The sequence below is a fragment of the Curtobacterium sp. MCBA15_008 genome (assembly GCF_001865065.1).
Taxonomy (GTDB): Bacteria; Actinomycetota; Actinomycetes; order Actinomycetales; family Microbacteriaceae; genus Curtobacterium.
Genome location: NZ_MJGN01000011.1, coordinates 76,840 through 95,884, shown reverse-complemented (window position 1 = coordinate 95,884; position 19,045 = coordinate 76,840). Strand labels below are relative to the sequence as shown.

16 protein-coding genes are annotated in these 19,045 nt (G+C 71.6%); 6 read left to right on the top strand and 10 right to left on the bottom strand.

The window, feature by feature from the left end; all coding sequences use genetic code 11:
- Positions 1–83 precede the first annotated feature (83 nt).
- The 3 genes from BIU96_RS05660 to BIU96_RS05650 all read right to left on the bottom strand — a co-directional run bounded on the left by BIU96_RS05660 (position 84) and on the right by BIU96_RS05650 (position 3,481).
- On the bottom strand, positions 84–1,112 hold the full coding sequence (locus tag BIU96_RS05660) for an agmatine/peptidylarginine deiminase (RefSeq protein ID WP_071291636.1): 1,029 nt from the start codon (positions 1,110–1,112) through the stop codon (positions 84–86).
- Positions 1,109–2,170, bottom strand: coding sequence for a nitrilase-related carbon-nitrogen hydrolase (locus BIU96_RS05655; protein WP_071291635.1), 1,062 nt, complete (start codon positions 2,168–2,170; stop codon positions 1,109–1,111). Before BIU96_RS05655 ends, BIU96_RS05660 begins: the two co-directional genes overlap by 4 nt.
- A gap of 468 nt (positions 2,171–2,638) precedes the next feature.
- Positions 2,639–3,481, bottom strand: coding sequence for a helix-turn-helix transcriptional regulator (locus BIU96_RS05650; protein ID WP_071291634.1), 843 nt, complete (start codon positions 3,479–3,481; stop codon positions 2,639–2,641).
- Positions 3,482–3,606: 125 nt separating this feature from the next.
- Here BIU96_RS05650 and BIU96_RS05645 point away from each other — a divergent pair, with 125 nt between their 5' ends.
- Positions 3,607–4,542, top strand: coding sequence for an SDR family oxidoreductase (locus tag BIU96_RS05645; RefSeq protein ID WP_071291693.1), 936 nt, complete (start codon positions 3,607–3,609; stop codon positions 4,540–4,542).
- Here the strand turns inward: BIU96_RS05645 and BIU96_RS05640 are convergent.
- From BIU96_RS05640 to BIU96_RS05620, 5 genes are read right to left on the bottom strand one after another with little or no spacing between them, the layout of a single operon-like run.
- On the bottom strand, positions 4,535–5,188 hold the full coding sequence (locus BIU96_RS05640) for a DUF1345 domain-containing protein (protein WP_071291633.1): 654 nt from the start codon (positions 5,186–5,188) through the stop codon (positions 4,535–4,537). The two genes, BIU96_RS05645 and BIU96_RS05640, sit on opposite strands and share 8 nt — an antisense overlap.
- Positions 5,185–6,576 carry an NAD(P)/FAD-dependent oxidoreductase gene (locus BIU96_RS05635; protein ID WP_071291632.1) on the bottom strand — a complete coding sequence of 464 codons (1,392 nt, stop codon included), beginning with the start codon at positions 6,574–6,576 and terminating at the stop codon, positions 5,185–5,187. Before BIU96_RS05635 ends, BIU96_RS05640 begins: the two co-directional genes overlap by 4 nt.
- Positions 6,576–7,940 carry an FAD-binding oxidoreductase gene (locus tag BIU96_RS05630; RefSeq protein ID WP_071291631.1) on the bottom strand — a complete coding sequence of 455 codons (1,365 nt, stop codon included), beginning with the start codon at positions 7,938–7,940 and terminating at the stop codon, positions 6,576–6,578. Before BIU96_RS05630 ends, BIU96_RS05635 begins: the two co-directional genes overlap by 1 nt.
- Before the next feature lie 2 nt (positions 7,941–7,942).
- Entirely contained in the window at positions 7,943–9,379 is a 1,437-nt protein-coding gene (locus BIU96_RS05625; protein ID WP_302847718.1) for an aspartate aminotransferase family protein, read from the bottom strand.
- Between the two features lie 2 nt (positions 9,380–9,381).
- Positions 9,382–9,852: an Lrp/AsnC family transcriptional regulator gene (locus BIU96_RS05620; protein ID WP_166645667.1), complete on the bottom strand. Its 471-nt coding sequence runs from the start codon at positions 9,850–9,852 to the stop codon at positions 9,382–9,384.
- Positions 9,853–9,977: 125 nt separating this feature from the next.
- Here BIU96_RS05620 and BIU96_RS05615 point away from each other — a divergent pair, with 125 nt between their 5' ends.
- From BIU96_RS05615 to BIU96_RS05595, 5 genes are read left to right on the top strand one after another with little or no spacing between them, the layout of a single operon-like run.
- Positions 9,978–11,405, top strand: coding sequence for an aminobutyraldehyde dehydrogenase (locus tag BIU96_RS05615; RefSeq protein WP_071291629.1), 1,428 nt, complete (start codon positions 9,978–9,980; stop codon positions 11,403–11,405).
- Positions 11,406–11,428: 23 nt separating this feature from the next.
- Positions 11,429–12,616, top strand: a complete 1,188-nt coding sequence (locus BIU96_RS05610) for an ABC transporter ATP-binding protein (protein WP_083402686.1) — start codon at positions 11,429–11,431, stop codon at positions 12,614–12,616.
- On the top strand, positions 12,613–13,827 hold the full coding sequence (locus BIU96_RS05605; protein WP_071291627.1) for a PotD/PotF family extracellular solute-binding protein: 1,215 nt from the start codon (positions 12,613–12,615) through the stop codon (positions 13,825–13,827). The genes BIU96_RS05610 and BIU96_RS05605 overlap by 4 nt, the downstream gene beginning before the upstream one ends.
- A complete protein-coding gene (locus tag BIU96_RS05600) occupies positions 13,824–14,738 on the top strand; it encodes an ABC transporter permease (protein ID WP_139199835.1) in 915 nt (304 codons plus the stop codon). The genes BIU96_RS05605 and BIU96_RS05600 overlap by 4 nt, the downstream gene beginning before the upstream one ends.
- Positions 14,735–15,613, top strand: coding sequence for an ABC transporter permease (locus BIU96_RS05595; RefSeq protein ID WP_071291626.1), 879 nt, complete (start codon positions 14,735–14,737; stop codon positions 15,611–15,613). The genes BIU96_RS05600 and BIU96_RS05595 overlap by 4 nt, the downstream gene beginning before the upstream one ends.
- Positions 15,614–16,034: 421 nt before the next feature.
- Here BIU96_RS05595 and BIU96_RS05590 read toward each other — a convergent pair whose 3' ends face one another.
- Positions 16,035–17,621 (bottom strand): GMC family oxidoreductase, encoded by a 1,587-nt coding sequence (locus BIU96_RS05590; protein WP_071291625.1) that lies wholly within the window; start codon positions 17,619–17,621, stop codon positions 16,035–16,037.
- Positions 17,618–18,967: an alpha/beta fold hydrolase gene (locus BIU96_RS05585; protein WP_083402685.1), complete on the bottom strand. Its 1,350-nt coding sequence runs from the start codon at positions 18,965–18,967 to the stop codon at positions 17,618–17,620. Before BIU96_RS05585 ends, BIU96_RS05590 begins: the two co-directional genes overlap by 4 nt.
- Between the last annotated feature and the right edge of the window lie 78 nt (positions 18,968–19,045).

Here is a 19,045-nt window from a genome sequence, read left to right as displayed (position 1 = left end):
ACCATACCGACGCGCTCGTGCCCGGCGGACCCGACGCGGTGTACAGGGCAGTCGGAGACGATGTACACCGCGTCGGGTGCGGATCAGGCGGTCGGGGGCTCTGTCGGCCGTGCCGGTTGCTGCTGGGTGATGCAGTGCAGGCCGCCGCCGCGCGCGAAGACCTCGCGAGCGTCGACCGTGCGGACCTCGCGCCCGGGGTACACGTCCGCCAGGATGCCCCTGGCCCGGTCGTCCGCCGCCGGTTCGCCGAACCCGCACGCGATCACCGCACCGTTCACGACGACGTGGTTGACGTAGTTCCAGTCCACCGGACCACCGTCGTCGGCCAGGGTCGCCGGGGCCGGGAGCTCGACGATCGTCACGTCGGCCGCCTGCTCGAGCGCGCGACGGATCTGCGGCATCACGAGGTGGTCGGGGTGCGCCGGGTCGGGCTGGGCGTGCAGCAGGACGACACCGGGCTCGGGGAACGTCGCCACCATGTCCACGTGCCCGCGGGTGCCCAGGCCGTCGTAGTCCCGTGTCAGTCCGCGGGGGAGCCAGATCACGTCCGTCGCCCCGATCGTCCGGGCCAGCTCCTCCTCGACACGGCCGCGGTCGGCGTACGGGTTCCGCCGCGGGTCGAGCTGCACCGTCTCCGTCACGAGCACCCGCCCCGTGCCGTCGACGTGGATCGCACCGCCCTCGTTGACCAGGAGCGAGGGGATCCGCGTTGCACCCGCGGCGTGCGCCACGGTCGCGGCGACCTCGGCGTCACGCGTCCAGGTCGCCCACGCGTTCGCGCCCCAGCCGTTGAACACCCAGTCCACGGCGCCGAGGTCGCCCTCGTCGTCGAGGACGAAGGTCGGCCCGATGTCACGCATCCAGAAGTCGTCGAGGGGCGCTTCGAGCACCTCGACGTCGCCGGAGAGCAACCGGTCCGCATCGGCCCGTGCCACCGGGTCGACCACGACCGTGACGGGCTGGTACTCGCTGATCGTGTTCGCGGTCGTGGCCCACGCGATCCGCGCGGCCTCGGCGCTCGCCGGGTCGTCGCCGAGGGTGACGCCGGGCCGTGGGAACGCCATCCACGTGCGGTCCTGCGGAGCCGTCTCCGCCGGCATCCGCCAGCTCACGACAGGACCGCCGGTCGGGTGGCGCCGGCCGGTTCCGGCGAGCGGCCGTCGGTCGGCGGGACCGGCCTGGAGGCGCGGATCGCCTCGTGCGCGCCGTACCCGCCGCGGACGGGGTCGACCTCCTGCACCAGGCCGCCGTACAGGTCGGGTCGCCGTGTCACGTAGAAGGGGAAGAGGCGGAGCCACTCGACGCGGGCGTCGAGGTCGAGGTCCGCGACCAGCACCGCATCGGCATCGCGCGGCGCCTCGACGAGGACCCGGCCGAACGGGTCCGAGATGAACGACGACCCGTAGAAGGTGATGCCACCCTCGTCGCCCCACCGGTTCGGCACGACCATGAACTGCCCGGCGGTGATGCCGTTCGCCACGATGACCTGCCGCCAGATCGGCGCGGTGTCGAAGTCCGGGAAGGTCGGTTCGGAGCCGATCGCCGTCGGGTACACCAGGACCTCGGACCCGGCGAGCCCGTACGACCGCGCGACCTCGGGGAACCACTCGTCCCAGCAGGTCGGCAGCCCGACCCGTGCGCCGAGCCCCGGCGGCTCGTACACGGGGAAGGCGTCGGCGTCGCTGCCCGGGCGGAAGTAGGTGTCCTCGTGGTAGCCGGCGCTGATCGGGATGTGCGTCTTGCGGGTCCGGCCGACCACCGTGCCGTCGGGGCCGACGAGGATCGCCGTGTTGTAGCCGCGCGGGTCGTCGGGCCGGTCGTCGTCGGCGGGGCGCTCGTACAGCGACGCGTGCACGAACACCCCGTGCTCGATCGCCTGCGCGCGGGCGAACGTGATCGTGGGGCCGTCCTCGAGCGACTCGGCGAGGTCCTTCGGGACGCCGGACGCCGGGGTGTCGCCCGGGTAGCGCAGCAGGGTGAGCTCCTGCAGGAACACCGCGGTCGCGCCGTTCGCGGCTGCCGTGGCGATGCCGTCCGCGAGCTGTCGCCGGTGTTCCTCCGGGTCCGCCAGCCATCGTGTCTGCACGAGGGCGACGCGGAGGGTGCGGCGAGGGGCACCGGTGTCCTGGTGGAGGGGAGACCGCGGCGTCGAGCCGGTGATGACGTCCATGGCGCCATTGTTGATCAGCCGATCAACGAGCACAAGCCCCCGGTGTGCAACCGGAATATCGGTATGCTGGCTGTGGGCCGGAGTCACGCCGGGACGACGGCCCGGACAAGGATGAAGCCCACCACTGCGACAACAGTGGTGGGCTTCGATTTGTCCTCCGAGTGGAGAACGAGGGACGCAACGGGTCCCGAGCCTGAAACTCGGATCCAGTGTAACCCGCTCCTCGAGCGAGTTGCATCCCTCGGCCTGCACTTCTCGTGTCCGCCGGCGCTGACACGAAGGTGGTCGGATGTCGCACGACGACGAACCGCGTCGCGGCCGTCCGGTGCCGTGGTTGGGGATCGCGAGCTTGCTCGTGACCGTGGCCCGGCTCCTGCACGAGCTGTTCCGCAAGGGCTGAGACCCAGGGCACCCCGCGCTGAACGGCGCGGGGTGCCCGCCATCCGGCCCGAGGGCCCGTCGGGCGGACTAGCCGGGGAGGACGCTCGTCCCGATCACGGACAGCAGGCGCAGCCGGTCGGCGCTCTCGCTCCCCGGTTCCGCCGTGTAGACGAGCAGGGCGTGCGAGCGCTCGGGATCGAGCAGGACCTGGCAGGTGAGCGTGAGCAGCCCGACCTCGGGGTGACGGAAGTGCTTGACCTCTCGGGGGCGGATCCCGACCTCGTGCCTGGCCCAGACCTCCCGGAACTCCGCGTTCTCCGCGAGCAGGACCTCGGCCAGGTGGGCGGCCCGTGACGTCGGACCACGCTGCGCGATGATGCCACGGAGGCCCGAGGCGTACATGCGGGACAGGAACTCGTGGTCCTCCTCCGGGTGCAGCGCCCGCGCGGCCGGGTCGGTGAACCAGCGGAAGCCGATGCTCCGCATGTCCCCGGACCGTTCTGCGGCGTCGCCCGTGATGGCGGCAGCGAGCGGCGTCTGCTGCAGCGTCTCGCCGAGCTCCGTGACGATCTCCGCCGGGGTGTCCACCAGGCGGTCGAAGATGCGCATCATGCCGGGGCTCACGTGGTCGCCACCGGGGCCGGGCTGCGGGGGCTGGTGTCCGGCGAGGCGGAACAGGTGGTCCCGCTCGTCGATCGACAGTCGCAGCCCCTGCGCGATCGCCGCGAGCATCTGCTCGGACGGCTGCGGGCCGCGCTCCCGCTCGAGGCGCGCGTAGTAGTCGGCCGACATGTTGGCGAGCAGTGCCACCTCCTCGCGACGGAGGCCGGTGGTCCGCCGACGCTGCCCGCGGTTGAGGCCGACGTCCTCCGGCTGCAGGGCTTCGCGTCGGCCGCGGAGGAAGTCGGCCAGGGACGATCGATCGATCACCGTGCCATCATCGCGCCCCCGCGTCGCCGGAGCCACGGATCGTCAGGCCGTGGATGTCGATCGTGCACGGCCGCAGTCTGGTGTCGACGGATCGCACCGGCGGCCCGATGACCCAGGAGGACCTGATGCCCCGACACGTCGACGAACTGCCCCTGCCCGACCTGACCGGCCGCCTGGCCCTCGTGACGGGTGCGAGCGACGGCATCGGACTGGGGATCGCCGCGCGTCTGGCCGGTGCCGGTGCCGAAGTGGTCCTGCCGGTGCGGAACCGGCGGAAGGGCGAGGCCGCGGTCGACCGCATCCGCGATCGCCACCCGGCGGCACGACTCCGGCTCGAGGACCTGGACCTGTCGTCGCTCGCGTCGGTGCACGCCCTCGGCGACCGGCTCGCCGCGGACGGCGCCCCGGTCGACCTGCTCGTCGGCAACGCCGGGGTGATGACCCCGCCGGAACGCCAGACGACCACCGACGGCTTCGAGCTGCAGTTCGGCACCAACCACCTCGGGCACTTCGCGCTCGTGGGAGCCGTGATGCCGCTCCTCCGGGACGGCGGCGGCCGGGTCGTGATGCAGACGAGCATCGCCGCACGCCGCGCGTCGATCCCCTGGGACGACCTGCAGTCCGAGCACGCGTACGACGGGATGCGCGCGTACGGGGCGTCGAAGCTGGCGTGCGCCCTCTTCGGGCTCGAGCTGAGCCGCCGGAGTCGCTCGGCCGGCTGGGGTGTCACGGCCGCGGTCAGCCACCCCGGGGTCGCACCGACGAGCCTCCTCGCGGCTCGTCCCGAGGTCGGCCGTGGTCGTGACACCACGCAGGTCCGGGTCATCCGGTGGCTCTCGGCACGCGGGCTGCTCGTCGGCACGGCCGAGACCGCGGGGCAACCGGCGCTGCTCGCCGCGACCTCGCCCGAGCTGGACGGCGGGTTCACCGGTCCGGCCTGGCGCGGGAACGTCGGCGGGCCGGCAGCGCCGCAGGAGCCGTGGGCGCCCATGCGCGATCACGAGGCGGCTGCCCGGCTCTGGACCGTCTCCGAGGAGCTGACGGGGGTGTCGATCAGCTGATGATGTTGACCGCTCGCGAGATCACGAGGGCGAGCAGGATGAACCCGCCGAGCGCCTGGTACGCCATGATCATCTTCGCGCGGACCGTCATCGGCATGGTGTCGGTCGGGCTGAAGGCCACCATGTTCGTCATCGCGACGTAGAGGTAGTCGAGGTACACCGGACGCCAGGCCGCGGTCTTCGCGTCGGTCTCCTGCGGGAACTGGAAGTCGGCCTCGTCGCTCGACCAGAGTTCGGGGCGACGACGGGCCACCGGACCACCGCGGTCGAGCTCCCAGTAGACGAGCCCGAAAGCGATGATCGTGCTCACCCACACCTGCAGCGCGGTGAGCAGGACGGCGCCCCCGTCGGCGTGGCCGCCGAGGAGCACCTCGATCGTCCGCACCACGGTGAGCTGGTTCGCGACGGTGAGCAGGATCGCGAGGGCGAAGGACAGCCACCGCGACCAGGTCGTCTCCCGCGTCAACCGCCGCGGGTTGAAGACGATGAGCGGGCTGAGGAGCAGGACACCGAGCACCGGGACGACCCATGACGGGAAGAACAGCACCTCGCTCGGCAGGAACAGGCTGAGCGCCAGGTTCACCAGGACCGCCACGGCGACGGGAGCCCGGTGCTCGTGCTGGGGCCGAGGCCGCGGAGTGGTCACGACCCCGAGTGTCGTCCACCGCCCACGTCCCCCGTGGACCCGGGCGGCGCGTCGTGGTCGATGGCGGCGGGGAGCGGTTCCGCGAGGGTCGACGCGGCCACCTCGGTGCCGAGCAGCCGCGACGCCGCCCGCAGACCGGACAGCAGCGCCCCGTGCACCGTCGCGGGGTCGTCGCCCCACGTGGCCTCGCCCGCGAGCTGGACCCGGCCGGACGGCGTGCCGAGCAGGTCGTGGTCGTCGGCCGACGCCCCGACGTGCAGGTACGAGTACGAGCCGCGCGCGAAGGGGTCCGCCGCCCAGCGTGTGATCCGGTACGCCTCCGGCTCCGGGACCGAGTCGCCGTACATCCTCCGGAGCGCCGCGAGTCCCTCGTCGACGATCATGGCGTCGGGCAGCGTCTCGAGCCGCCGCGCCCCGGAACCGCCGACGAGTGCCGCCAGCACGGGCTCGCCGGTCACCCGGGACATGTCGTACCAGGAGTGCCAGTCGACCCCGGCCGGCCCCTGCTGCCGCACGACCCACGAGTCCCAGAACCGGGTGGGGAAGCGCAGGAAGACCTTGTCGTACGCGCCCATGCCGAGGCGTCCCATCGCACCGACCACCGGATCGGACAGCGGCGGGTCGAACGTCACGTCGCCGGCCTGCAGCACCCCGAGCGGGACGGTCACGACGGCGTGTTGCGCGGTGATCGTCGACCCGTCGGCGAGTCCGACGACCACGTCGGTGTCGGACTGCGACACGGACCGCACCACCGACGACAGCCGGACGTCCAGCCCCGCCGACAGGGCCTCCGCGTACTGCCCGTACCCGCCGGGGAACACCACCTCGTCGCCGGGGACGTGTTCCTCTTCCAACCCGTGCGCGTCGAGGACGGTCACGGGTGCGCCGCAGAGGTCCTCGGAGCGGTGCGCCATGTACTCCCGGACCCGCGCGGCCCGGTCGCCCTTCCACTGCAGGGACCGCAGCACGGTGTCGACGGCGGCCGCGTAGGTCGAGGGTGGCGGTGCGGACGCGACCAGGGCGTCGAGGGCCGCGTCGACGGTGTGCAGGTCGGCCAAGAACGACGCCGCGTCGGCCGCTGACAGGCGCGCGCCGGACGGGCCGTGCCACGCGATCGGTCGGCCGTCGAACTGGAAGCTGCCGACGGTGAACTCGACGGTGCCGATGCCGAACCGGGGCGCCAGGCCCCACAGCGGGTTGCCCTCGATGCCGTGGATCCACGACGCCCCGAGGTCCACGGGCACCCCGAGCGTGGAGTCGGTCCAGGTGCGCCCACCGATCCGGTCGCGGGCCTCGAGCACCACGACCCGCTGCCCGCCGAGCGCCAGGGCCCGAGCGGCGGCGAGCCCGGCGACCCCGGCACCGACCACCACGACGTCGACGTCCATCAGTGTCCTCCCGTCAGCGGCGCCATCAGCCGCGCTGCCAGGCTCGGACGCCCGGTCAGTGCTTCCTCGCGGTCGGCGAGGTCCGTCGCCACGAGCCCGGCGTTCGCCCCCAGGAAGCGGAGCGGTTCCGGTTCCCAGTCCGGCGACCTGTGGTTCACCCACGGCAACGCGGTCAGCGGCGACGCGACCCCGCGCACGAGGTCGGCGAGCGTCCGCCCGGCGAGGTTCGTCGTCGACAGCCCGTCGCCGACGTAGCCGCCGGCGGTGCCGACGTGCCCGTCCCACGTCACCGACGCGCACCAGTCGCGCGGGACCCCGAGCGGGCCGCCCCACGTGTGCGTGATCGGTGCGTCGGCGACGGCCGGGAACAGCTCCACCAGGGACCGCCGCAGGTGGTCGAACACCCGCGGCACCCGGTCGTAGCCCGGCGTGATCGCGGACCCCCAGTGGTACCGCGCGCCGCGTCCGCCGAAGGCCAGACGGTCGTCGGCGGTCCGCTGTCCATAGACGAGCAGGTGCCGGTAGTCGGAGAACGTCTGCCCGTGCTCGAGTCCGATCCGGTCCCACACGGCGGCGGGCAGCGGAGCGGTGGCGATCATGAGCGAGTACAGCGGCAGGACCCGGCGTCGGGTCTGCGGCAGCTGCGCGCCGTAGCCCTCGACCGCGATGACCACGGCGCCGGCCGAGACGGTCCCGCGCGAGGTGACCACGCGTTCTGGAGCCCACGACACGGCGGGGGTGTGCTCCGCGATCCGGACGCCCCGTGCCTCCAGGGCGGCCGCCAGGCCACGCACCAGTGCTGCGGGCTGGACGCGCGCGCAGTCCGGGGTCCACGCGACGCCGGCCGATCCGGCGGCGTCACCCGGACGCGCCGGGCGCCAGGTCATCTCGTCGCCCCACTCGGCCGAGGCCGCGACCTCGTCGCGCGCGGCGCGCTCCTGCACGGCGGATCGCGCGTAGAGGACGGTGCCGCCCTTGACGTAGTCGCAGTCGATGCCGGCCGATTCCGCGGCGCGACCGACCTCGTCGACGGTGTCACGCATGGCTGCGCGGAGGGCGAGGGCGGCCTGGCGGCCGTGTTCCTCGGCGACGGACGCGGCGGACCGCGGGAACAGGGCCGAGCACCATCCGCCGTTCCGTCCGGACGCACCGAACCCCGCGATCTCGCGTTCGACGACGACGATCTGGAGGCGCGGGTCGGCCTGGTGCAGGTACCAGGCGGTCCAGAGACCCGTCAGTCCACCCCCGACGATGCACACGTCGGCGGTCGTGTCGCCGTCCAGGGGCGGCCGGGGCGTCAGGTCGTCGCGGCCGGTGGCCGCGAGCTGGTCGAGCCAGAACGAGACGCCCCGGTAGCCGGTCACGGTCAGATCTTCGACGCGGCCTCGGACAGGACGCTCCGCAGGATCGAGGTGATCTCGCGGAACTCCGGCTGCCCGATGGTGAGCGGCGGGGCGAGCTGCACGACCGGGTCGCCGCGGTCGTCGGCACGGCAGTACAGGCCGGCGTCGAACAGCGCCTTCGACAGGAACCCGCGGAGCAGCCGCTCGGACTCGTCGTCGTCGAAGGTCGTCTTCGTGGCCTTGTCCTTCACGAGCTCGATGCCGTAGAAGTACCCGGCGCCGCGGACGTCGCCGACGATCGGCAGGTCCTTCAGAGTGTCGAGCTCCGCCTTGAGGAGCGGGGCGTTCTGCTGCACGTTCTGCAGCAGGCCCTCTTCCTCGAAGATGTCGAGGTTCTCCATCGCGACGGCGGCGGAGACCGGGTGCCCGCCGAACGTGTACCCGTGGTAGAAGGTCGTGTCGCCCTTCGAGAACGGCTCGAAGAGCTTGTCGCTGATGATCGTCGCGCCGATCGGCGAGTAGCCCGAGGTCATCGCCTTCGCACACGTGATCATGTCCGGCACGAAGTCGTACGTGTCGCAGGCGAACATGGTGCCGATGCGGCCGAAGGCGCAGATGACCTCGTCCGAGACGAGCAGCACGTCGTACTCGTCGCAGATCTCGCGGACCCGCTGGAAGTACCCGGGCGGCGGGGTGAAGCAGCCGCCGGAGTTCTGCACCGGCTCGAGGAAGACGGCGGCGACGGTGTCGGGGCCCTCGAACTCGATCATCTCGCGGATGCGCTCGGCCGCCCAGAAGCCGAACTCCTCTTCGCTCTGCCCGGCGAAGCCCATCTCGTCGGCGCGGTAGTAGTTCGTGTTCGGGACACGGAGTCCGCCGGGGGTGAGCGGTTCGAACATCTGCTTCATCGCCGGGATGCCGGTGATCGCGAGGGCGCCCTGCGGGGTGCCGTGGTAGGCCACCGCGCGGGAGATCACCTTGTGCTTCATCGGCTTGCCGCGGAGCTTCCAGTAGTACTTCGCGAGCTTGAACGCGGTCTCGACGGCCTCGCCGCCGCCGGTCGAGAAGAACACCTTGTTGAGGTCACCCGGGGCGTGGTCGGCCAGGCGGTCCGCGAGCTCGATCGCCGCGGGGTGCGCGTACGACCAGATCGGGAAGAACGACAGTGTCTCCGCCTGCTTCGCGGCCATCTCGGCCAGGCGCTTCCGGCCGTGGCCCGCGGCGACGACGAACAGGCCGGAGAGGCCGTCGATGTAGCCCTTGCCGTGGCTGTCGAAGACGTGGTGGCCCTCGCCGCGGACCATGATCGGCACGTCGGCGCCGGCCTGGTTCGCGCCGTGCCGGGCGAAGTGCATCCACAGGTGGTCGCGGGACTTCTGCTGCAGGTCGGCGTCGTCCACCGGGGCGAACGGGTCGTACGAGCCGAGGCGGGTGGGCTGTTCGGTCTTCTGGTCGGACATGGTCATCGCGTTCCCCAGTCGTAGAGCTGTTTGCGGAGTTGCAGGTAGACGAAGGTCTCGGTCGCGGTCACGCCCGGGATCGCCCGGATCGTGCCGTTGAGCAGTTCGATGAGGTCGTCGTCGTCCTCGCAGACGACCTCGACCATCAGGTCGAAGCTGCCGGCGGTCATCACGAGGTAGTCGACCGAGGGCAGCTGCTCGAGGGCGTCGGCCACGCTCCGGGTGTCCCCGTTCACGCGGATGCCGATCATCGCCTGCCGGTGGAACCCGAGCTGCATCGGGTCGGTCACGGCGACGATCTGCATGACCCCGGTCTCGGTGAGCTTCTGCACCCGTTGCCGGACGGCGGCCTCGCTGAGCCCGACGGCCTTGCCGATCTCCCCGTACGGACGGCGGCCGTCCGCCTGGAGCTGTTCGATGATGCGCTTGGAGATGTCGTCGATGGGACCGGGACGTCGTGGTGCTGCCGCCATGCCGGACAGCATGGCAGCGCCCTCCGCGGAAAAGCAAGGGATTCCGTTGTGAACACCGTGTTTCGCGACGATTTCCGTTGTTACAAGTCTTCCGAACCGCCGGTATCCGTGCCAGTATCGCCGCCATGCCGCACACCGTGCAGAACTTCGTCGGAGGTGCCTCCGTCGCGTCCCGCGCCGACACCGCCTTCGATCTGGTGGACCCGACGGACGAGCGTGTGTACGGCACGTCGCCGGTGTCCACGGCCGCCGACGTCGACGCCGCGTTCACCGCCGCGAGCACCGCGTTCGAGACCTGGCGGCGCACGACCCCCGGGGAACGGCAGCTGGCACTGTTCCGGATCGCCGACGCAATGGAGCAGCGGGCATCGGAGTTCGCCGACCTCGAGTCCCTCGACACGGGGAAGCCCCGGGCCACCCTGGTCGAGGACGAGATCCTGCTCTCCGTCGACCAGATCCGCTTCTTCGCGGGCGCCGCCCGCAACCTCGAGGGCCGGAGCGCCGGCGAGTACCTGGCCGACCACACGTCGTTCGTTCGACGCGAGCCCATCGGCGTCGTCGCCCAGGTCACCCCGTGGAACTACCCGCTCAACATGGCGGTGTGGAAGTTCGCGCCGGCGCTCGCCGCGGGCAACACGACCGTGCTCAAGCCGAGCGACACCACCCCGCTGTCGACCCTGCTGCTCGCCGAGGTGGCCGCGGAGTTCCTGCCGCCGGGCGTCCTCAACGTCGTCGTGGGGGACCGCACCACCGGCGCCGCGATGGTCGACCACCCCACCCCGCAGCTCGTGTCCATCACCGGGTCCGTCCGCGCCGGCATGGAGGTCGCCCGCGCCGCCGCCGGCGACCTCAAGCGCACGCACCTCGAACTCGGCGGCAAGGCCCCCGTGATCGTGTTCGACGACGCCGACGTCCCGTCCGCGGTGGCCGGCATCGTGGCCGCCGGGTTCTTCAACGCCGGGCAGGACTGCACCGCGGCGACCCGGCTGCTCGTGCAGGACGGCATCCACGACGAGTTCGTGGCCGAGCTCGCCGCCGCGACCCGGACGAACGCGCAGACCGGCCCCGACGCGGCCGACCCGTACTTCGGCCCCGTGAACAACGCGGCCCAGCTCGCCCAGGTGCGCTCCTTCCTCGACACGCTGCCCGACCACGCCATCGTCGAGGCCGGGGGCCACCGACTCGGCGACCGGGGCTTCCACCACGAGGCCACGGTCGTGTCCGGCCTCCGTCAGGACGACCGCATCGTCCAGCAGGAGGTCTTCGGCCCCGTGCAGACCGTCCAGCGGTTCGCCACCGAAGCGGACGCCCTGCGCGCGGCGAACGGCGTCGCGTACGGGCTGGCGAGCTCGGTGTGGACGACCGACCACGCGCGGGCGATGCGCTTCGCCCGCGACCTCGACTTCGGGTGCGTGTGGATCAACACGCACATCCCGATCGTCGCCGAGATGCCGCACGGCGGTTTCAAGCACTCCGGCTACGGCAAGGACCTGTCCCAGTACGGGTTCGACGACTACACCCGCATCAAGCACGTCATGTCCTACATCGGCTGAACCCGACACCTCCTGGAGGCACCATGGCAATGACCGGCACGTTCGCCGAATCCGGCGCGGACCTCCGGCTCGACCGGATCACCAAGTCCTTCCCGGGCCACACCGCGGTCGACGCCCTCGACCTCACCGTGCCGGCTGGATCGTTCTTCGCCCTGCTCGGTCCGTCCGGCTGCGGCAAGACCACGACGCTGCGGCTCGTCGCCGGACTCGAGGAGCCCACGAGCGGCACGATCACGATCGGCGGCCAGGACGTCACCGAGACGAAGCCGTACCAGCGGCCGGTCAACACGGTGTTCCAGAACTACGCGCTGTTCCCGCACATGAGCGTGCTCGACAACGTCGCGTTCGGGCTGAAGCGCCGCCGCATCCCGGACGCGATGACGAAGGCGAAGGAGGCGCTGCGGCTCGTCGAGCTCGAGGCGTCGGCGTCCAAGCGGCCCGCGCAGCTCTCCGGCGGCATGCAGCAGCGGGTCGCCCTGGCCCGGGCCATCGTGAACCGGCCGGCCCTGCTGCTGCTCGACGAACCACTCGGTGCGCTCGACCTCAAGCTCCGCCACCAGATGCAGCTCGAGCTGAAGACGATCCAGGCCGAGGTCGGGCTCACCTTCCTGCACGTCACGCACGACCAGGAGGAAGCGATGACGATGGCCGACACGGTCGCCGTCATGAACGGCGGCCGGATCGAGCAGATGGGCAGCCCGCAGGACCTGTACGAACTGCCCCGCACCGCGTTCGTCGCGAACTTCCTCGGGCAGTCGAACCTGCTCGAGGGCGAGGTGCGCGGGACCGAGGGCGAGCTCCTGGTCGTCGCGACCGCGGCCGGCACCATCGCCGTCCCGGCTGCACGGGCCGTCGCCACCTCCGGTCGCGTGGTCGTCGGCGTCCGCCCCGAGAAGCTCAAGATCCGGGCGGCGGAGCCCACCCCCGAGGCCGGCCGCAACATCCTCGGCCCCGGCCGCGTGGTCGACGTCTCGTTCTCCGGGGTGAGCACCCAGTACCTGGTCGACGTGCCCGGCGCCGGTCGCGTCTCGGTGTTCGCGCAGAACTCGAAGGGCGGCCCGCGGATCGCGACCGGCACCGAGGTCTGGCTCACGTGGGGCGTCGACCACGGTTTCGGCCTGGAGGCGCACCCCGCGTCCGACGCGACCGTCACCGCCGGGGCCGACCCGCGCCTCCAGTCCGCACCGGCCACCGCGGGAGCGGTCGCGTGAGTCGCGCGACCGGTCCCGACGTCCTCCGCGGGCTGACGTCGGCACGCGTCAGCCGACGCGGCCTGCTCGCCGGCGGCGGGGCCGCCGCGATGGCGGCGCTGCTGGCCGGCTGCAGCATCAAGGGGTCGGCGGCGTCGGCCGACGACACGGTGGACTGGAAGCGCTTCTGGAAGGACGCGAAGGCGACGAAGGAGCTCAAGTTCGCGAACTGGCCGCTCTACATCGACTCCGACCACGGCAAGTCCGAGTCGCTCGCCCTGTTCCGGAAGGAGACGGGCATCGACGTCGACTACCAGGCCGTCGTCCAGGACAACGCGACGTTCTACGCCACCGTCTCCCCGATCCTGCGGGCCCACGGTGCCACCGGCTACGACCTCGTCGTCATGACGAACGGGTACGAGCTCACCGAGATGATCAAGAACGGGTTCGTCTGCAAGCTCGACCACTCGCGGCTGTCGAACTTCGCGGCGAACGCCTCCGAGTCGGTCAAGGACCCGATCTACGACCCCGGCAACGAGCACTCCGTGGTGTGGCAGACCGGGTTCACCGGACTCGCGTACAACCCGAAGTACACCGGGCGGAAGATCACGTCCTTCCACGACCTGCTCGACCCCGAGTTCGCCGGCCGCATCGGACTGATGAGCGACAACACCGAGCTCGGCTCGCTCGGCCTCCTCGCGCTCGGCATCGCCCCCGAGACGTCGACCCCCGCGGACTGGCGGAAGGCGCAGGACTGGCTGCGGAAGCTCCGGCCGAGCGTCACCGGGTTCTACGACCAGAGCTACATCAACCGGCTCGAGAACGGCGACACCTGGATCACCCAGGCCTGGTCGGGTGACGTGTTCCAGGCGCAGCAGTCCGGCTTCCCGCACCTGGAGTTCGTGACGCCGGAGGAGGGCCAGATGACCTGGCACGACAACATGCTCATCCCGCGGCAGGCGGCGAACCCGGTGTCGGCGCTCGAGTGGATGAACTTCTACTACACGCCGAAGGCCGCCGGCATCGTCGAGGACTACGTCAACTACGTCTGCCCGGTGCCCGACGCCGAGGACTACGTCCGTGACGTCCTCGACGACCCGACCGTCGCCGACAGCCCCCTGGTGTTCCCGTCGGACGCGGTCCTCGAGAAGTCGCACGAGTTCCGGGTGTTCGAGAACTACGACGAGTACTCCGAGTGGAACCAGGTCTTCAACGCGGTGGTGCAGTCGTGACGGCGCTCGCACCGGGGCTGGGCGCTGCGCCGGCACCCGTCCGCCGGGGGCGGCGTCGGAGCACGCCGTTCTTCCTCGCGCTCGTCGGCACCGCGTACCTCTGCGTCTTCTTCGTCATCCCGCTGGTGTCCGGGCTCATCGTGTCGCTCATGTCGGGCAACCCGGACGACGGCTACACGTTCACGTGGAACTGGGGGGTCTACTCGGCCCTGTTCGTCGACCCGCAGGTGCCCTACCTGACGTTCCTGCTCCGCTCGCTCTGGTACGGCGCGGCCGCCACCGTCGTCACGATCATCGTCGGGTACCCGGTGGCGTACTTCATCGCCTTCCGGGTGTCGCCCCGGTGGAAGAACCCGCTGCTCATGCTCGTGTTCGTCAGCTTCCTGGTGTCGTTCATCATCCGGACCGACATGTGGGCGTTCGTCCTGGCGTCGCAGGGCCCCGTCGTCTCGACGCTGCAGGCGATCGGCCTGGCCGGCAAGGACTTCCACATCCTCGGCACGGGTGGCGCCGTGATCTTCGGCGACGCGTACAACGACCTCGCCTTCATGGTGCTGCCGATCTACGCCGCGCTCGAGCGCATCGACCCACGGCTCGGCGAAGCGGCGAACGACCTGTACGCGGGAAAGTTCCGGGCGTTCTGGCACACCACGCTGCCGCTGTCCCGCTCGGGCATCTTCGCCGGGGTCCTGCTGGTGTTCATCGACTCCGTGGGGGACCCGGTGAACTCGGCGCTGCTCGGCGGGACGAACACGTACACGATCGGCCAGGCGATCCAGGACGCCTACTCCGGCAACCAGCAGTACAACGTCGCCGCCGCCCTGTCGACCGTGCTCATGGTCGTGCTCGGCATCATCCTGTTCATCTACGCCCGTGTGTCCGGCACCGACGACCTCGAGGACCTCGTATGACCGCCGTCGCACCATCCCGCACCGCCGCCGGTCCGGCCTCGCCCGTGACCGGTTCCGTCGCCGGCCGTCCGCGTCGCCACGGGGTGAACCGCCGCGGGCCGTGGCTCGCCATCGTGTACTGGGTGGTCATCGCGATCACCCTCGTGCCGATCGTCTACATGATCGTGTACTCGTTCAACGACGCCCCGACGAACCGGCTGTCCTTCGCCTGGAACGGCTTCACGACCTACTGGTACGCCAACCTCGTGAACGTCTCCGGGCTCGGGGCGGCGTTCGTCACCTCGGTCGTCATCGCGTTCCTGGCCGCGATCGTGTCCGTCGCGATCGGGTTGCCGCTCGCCCTGGCGCTCGAGCGGTACAAGTTCCCCGGGCGGGGTGCCGTCAACGCCGTCGTGTTCGCCGACATCGCCGCGCCGTCGATCGTCGTCGGGTCCGCGTCGCTGTCGTTCTTCCTGTCGATCGGGCTCGGCACCGGGTTCCTCACCGTGCTCATCACGCACGTGGCGTTCGACGTCGCGTACGTGGTCGTGGTGCTCCGGGCGCGGATCGCGGGGACCTCGCGGGCGCTCGAGGAGGCCGCTGGGGACCTCGGCGCGACGCCGTTCCAGGCGTTCCGGCTCGTCACCCTGCCGCTGCTCGCGCCGGGCATGCTCGCCGCCGGGCTGTTGGCGCTCGCGATGTCTATCGACGACTACGTGATCACGTCGTTCGTCGCCGGACCCTCGGTGACGTTCCCGCTGTTCGTCTACGGCGCCGCGAAGGCCGGGATGCCGCCGCAGGTGCTCTGCTTCGGCACGCTGGTGTTCGCGGTGGGGCTGCTCGTCGCGCTGCTGAACGGGGCGCTCAACCGGCGGCTGGCACGGACCCGCGGCTGATCCGCCGCCCCGGAACGTGCCGCACCGACCGAGATCGGTGCGGCACGTCCTTGTCTCAGTCCTTCCGGACCAGATCGACCAGGAGCCTGGTGAGGTTCACGAGCAAGCCCGCGACCCCCAACCACAGCACCTGACGCCTGGGCTTGGGATCGATGTCGTTCGACATCGAGACCACCTCCGGTGTCAGCGCCGGCGGACACGAAGGGCGGACGGCCGGGACGGGCGTGCGATCGGGATGGAGCTCGATTACACTGGGCCCGAGCGTTACGACTCGGGGACGATTTGCCCGTCCTCGGCTTTCCACTCGGAGAGCAACCGAAGCCCATCACCGTTGTCGCGGTGGTGGGCTTCACGCTTGCCCCGGGAGGCGTCACCCGGCGGTGTGTTCCTCCTGCACTCAGCCTAGGTGATACATCAGCGGTCAGGCGGTGGCGAGGGCGGCCTCGCGGTCGGCGCGGGCGTCGTCGCGCATTAGGCGGTCGGCGGTGCGGAGCGACAGCGCCATGATCGTCAGCGCCGGGTTCGCGATGAGGGAGCTCGGGAACACCGAGTTGTCCACGACCCAGAGGTTCGGCACGTCCCACGACCGACCGGCGGCGTCGACGACCGAGTTCGCCGCATCGGTGCCCATCCGGGCGGTGCCGACGGTGTGCGCCGTCCGGTCGAGCACCCGGACGTCGCGCCCGCCCGCGGCCTCGACGATCGCGGTCATCGTGCGGACGGCGTGCCGGGTGATGGCCGCTTCGTTCGAGCCGGGGGAGAACGTGATCCGGGCCTTCGGGACCCCGTTCCCGTCGACCTCGTCGGCGAGCACCAGGCGGTTGTCGTCGTACGGCAGGCACTCGGCGTTGATGCCGACCCCGGCCATCTTCGGGTAGTCCCGCATGGCCCGGACGAGCGCCGCGCCCCGCAGCCCTCCGCCTCGGACGAGCGACGTGGCGAGGGTCAGCGGCTGCACGCCGAGGCTCTGGATGAGGTACCCGCCGGCGAAGTCGGCGTCGGACGGTCGGACGAAGTCCTCGGTGATGATCGACGACGGGTAGCCGCGGTAGGAGCGCATCGACTCGTCGAACGTCGCCCACACCTGTGTCGCGCCGTGCGCCGTGAAGTTCCGGCCGACCTGCCCGCTGCTGTTCGCCAGACCGGTGTGCAGCAGGAGCCGCGGGGTCTCGATCCCCCCGGCGGCGAGCACCAGCGCACGGGTGCGCTGACGGTGGTCGCGTCCGCCCTGGCGGTAGACGACGGCCTCGACCTCGCCCCGGGCGTCGAGTTCGATGCCGTGCACGAACGCCTCGGCGCGGATCTCGGCGCCGAACGCGACGGCGGCGGGCAGGTAGGTGGTGTCCATCGACACCTTCGCGCCGTTGCGGCACCCCTGGTGGCAGGACCCGCAGGACACGCACGCCTGCCGGAGGCCGTGGTGCTCCTGGTGCCGGTCCTCGGTGGTGAGTCCGACGGGTGCGTCGGTCGCGGTGATCCCGACCGCGGCGGCTCCGCGGATCATCATGTCCGAGGAGGCGTTCCGCGGCGGTGGACCCATCCGGTAGCGGCGGGCCGGGTCCCACGGGTAGTGCGCGGGTCCGGCGACGCCGACGTCGTGCTCGACCTGCTCGATCCAGCCGGTGAGCTCGTCGTGGTCGATCGGCCAGTCCTCGCCCTCGCCCGAGTCCGTGCGCAGGTGGATGTCGTGCCGGTTCGGCCGCGGCGTGAACGCGCCCCAGTGCAGCGTCGAGCCGCCGACCCCGGTCCCGCTGTTGTTCGGGCCGAACGCGGTCGGGGCGCTGCCACCGCTGATGCGCTCGTCCATCCAGTTGATGTCGCCCGGTGCCGCGACCTCGTCGGGGGTGTGCTCGCCCGGCTCGGTGTTCGGCCCGGCCTCGAGCGCGACGACCCGCAGGCCGCGGCGGGCGAGGGTCGCGAGCAGCGGTGCGCCGCCCGCACCGGTGCCGACGACGACCACGTCGACGACGTCGTCCTCGTCGTGCTGGCGCTGTCCGGAGAGGTTCATCGTTCGGCTCCTGCCGGTTCCCATGCTTCGCGCTGTCCGGCTCCGAGGAGCAGGAAGCCCTGTTTCCGCAGGCCGTCGCCACCGTTGGCGAAGCCGTCGTAGTCGATCTCGGCCATCGTCGCCGGGTGGGCGACCCACTGCTTCGCGAGGTCCACGCCAGCGTCCTCGGCCCACGCCTGCAGCTGTGCGGCATCCAGGCCGCCCGACGCCGGCGTGTACTCGCCCGCGTCGATCGACGCGAGGACATCGGCGAGGTGGTCGTCGCCCTTCGCTGCCGAAGCCCGGAGTGCGTCGAGTGCCGCCCGGTAGGCGTCGACGTCGGCGGGCAGTCCGTCCGGCCGCCATCCGTCGCCGAGGCCGTCGGCGAGCTGGTCGTCGACGCGGAGCGCCAGGTCGATGGTCCGGTCGCCGGGCTGCGGCACGACGACCCGGGCGACGGCGCGCAGGGTGTCGAGCTGCTCGCGGCTCAGGGCTCGGGGTGCACGGTCCGGATCGTCCGGCAGTGCCCGCACGGCGAGGATCCCGCGGGTGCGGGCACTCACCCGGGGCGACGCGATCAGTCGCGCGGTGTCCTCCGGCACGACCGGGCCGTGGTCGACGCGACGGTCCCAGAAGTCGCGGATGCGCTCGGCGACCGAGTCCGGCTGTTCCCACGGCAGCAGGTGCGCTGCTCCGGGGACCACGGCGAACTCGCCGGCGGGCCAGTGCGGCAGGTTCAGCTCGCGCTGGGCGTCCGGTCCGAGGTCGCCGTCCTCGGCACCGGCGAGCACGAGCGCCGGCACCGGGTTCGGCGGGTACGCGGAGGACCAGTCCTCGCGGCTGCCCCGGACGAGCCAGTCCGTCCAGGCCTGCGGGACGGCCCGCTGCACGTCGTGCACGGCCTGGGTGTGCGGCTCGAGGGGCAGGCGTGCCGCGGTGTTGGCGTCGACGAACGCCTCGGCCTCGTCCGGTCCGATCTCGCCGTCCGCCGCCCAGCCGAGCATCGTCGCGCGTCGTTCCTCGTCCATCGGCTCGGGCGAGAGCGGTGAGGCGGCGAGCAGGACGACGGCGCGGAGCCCGAACAGCCCGTTCGAGCCGTCGACGGTCCGGGCGGCGACGATCGAGGCGACCTTGCCGCCCATCGAGTGTCCGATCAGCGCCCACTCCGTCGCGCCGCTCCGGCCGATCGCGCGCTCGACGAGCTCGGTCATCTCCTCGACGGTCGTGCCGGTCGCGGACGACGACCGACCGAACCCGGGCAGGTCGATGCCGACCAGGTCGAGGGTGCCGGCGAGCCGGGTGCGCAGGCCCACGAACTCCTCGGAGCTCGACCCGAGGGCGTGGAGGCAGAACACGGTGGTCGGCATCCCTCGTTCCTACGGTGCCGGCCGCGCCCGTTCACAGCCCCGTGTACCCCGCTGCCGATTGTTTCGGGCGTGCGACGA

Coding starts and splice junctions, on each gene's coding strand:
- BIU96_RS05655 (WP_071291635.1), bottom strand. CDS start 2,170: ATGGACGTCATCACCGGCTCGACGCCGCGGTCTCCCCTCCACCAGGAC.
- BIU96_RS05645 (WP_071291693.1), top strand. CDS start 3,607: ATGCCCCGACACGTCGACGAACTGCCCCTGCCCGACCTGACCGGCCGC.
- BIU96_RS05635 (WP_071291632.1), bottom strand. CDS start 6,576: ATGGACGTCGACGTCGTGGTGGTCGGTGCCGGGGTCGCCGGGCTCGCC.
- BIU96_RS05625 (WP_302847718.1), bottom strand. CDS start 9,379: ATGTCCGACCAGAAGACCGAACAGCCCACCCGCCTCGGCTCGTACGAC.
- BIU96_RS05620 (WP_166645667.1), bottom strand. CDS start 9,852: ATGGCGGCAGCACCACGACGTCCCGGTCCCATCGACGACATCTCCAAG.
- BIU96_RS05615 (WP_071291629.1), top strand. CDS start 9,978: ATGCCGCACACCGTGCAGAACTTCGTCGGAGGTGCCTCCGTCGCGTCC.
- BIU96_RS05610 (WP_083402686.1), top strand. CDS start 11,429: ATGGCAATGACCGGCACGTTCGCCGAATCCGGCGCGGACCTCCGGCTC.
- BIU96_RS05595 (WP_071291626.1), top strand. CDS start 14,735: ATGACCGCCGTCGCACCATCCCGCACCGCCGCCGGTCCGGCCTCGCCC.
- BIU96_RS05590 (WP_071291625.1), bottom strand. CDS start 17,621: ATGAACCTCTCCGGACAGCGCCAGCACGACGAGGACGACGTCGTCGAC.
- BIU96_RS05585 (WP_083402685.1), bottom strand. CDS start 18,967: ATGCCGACCACCGTGTTCTGCCTCCACGCCCTCGGGTCGAGCTCCGAG.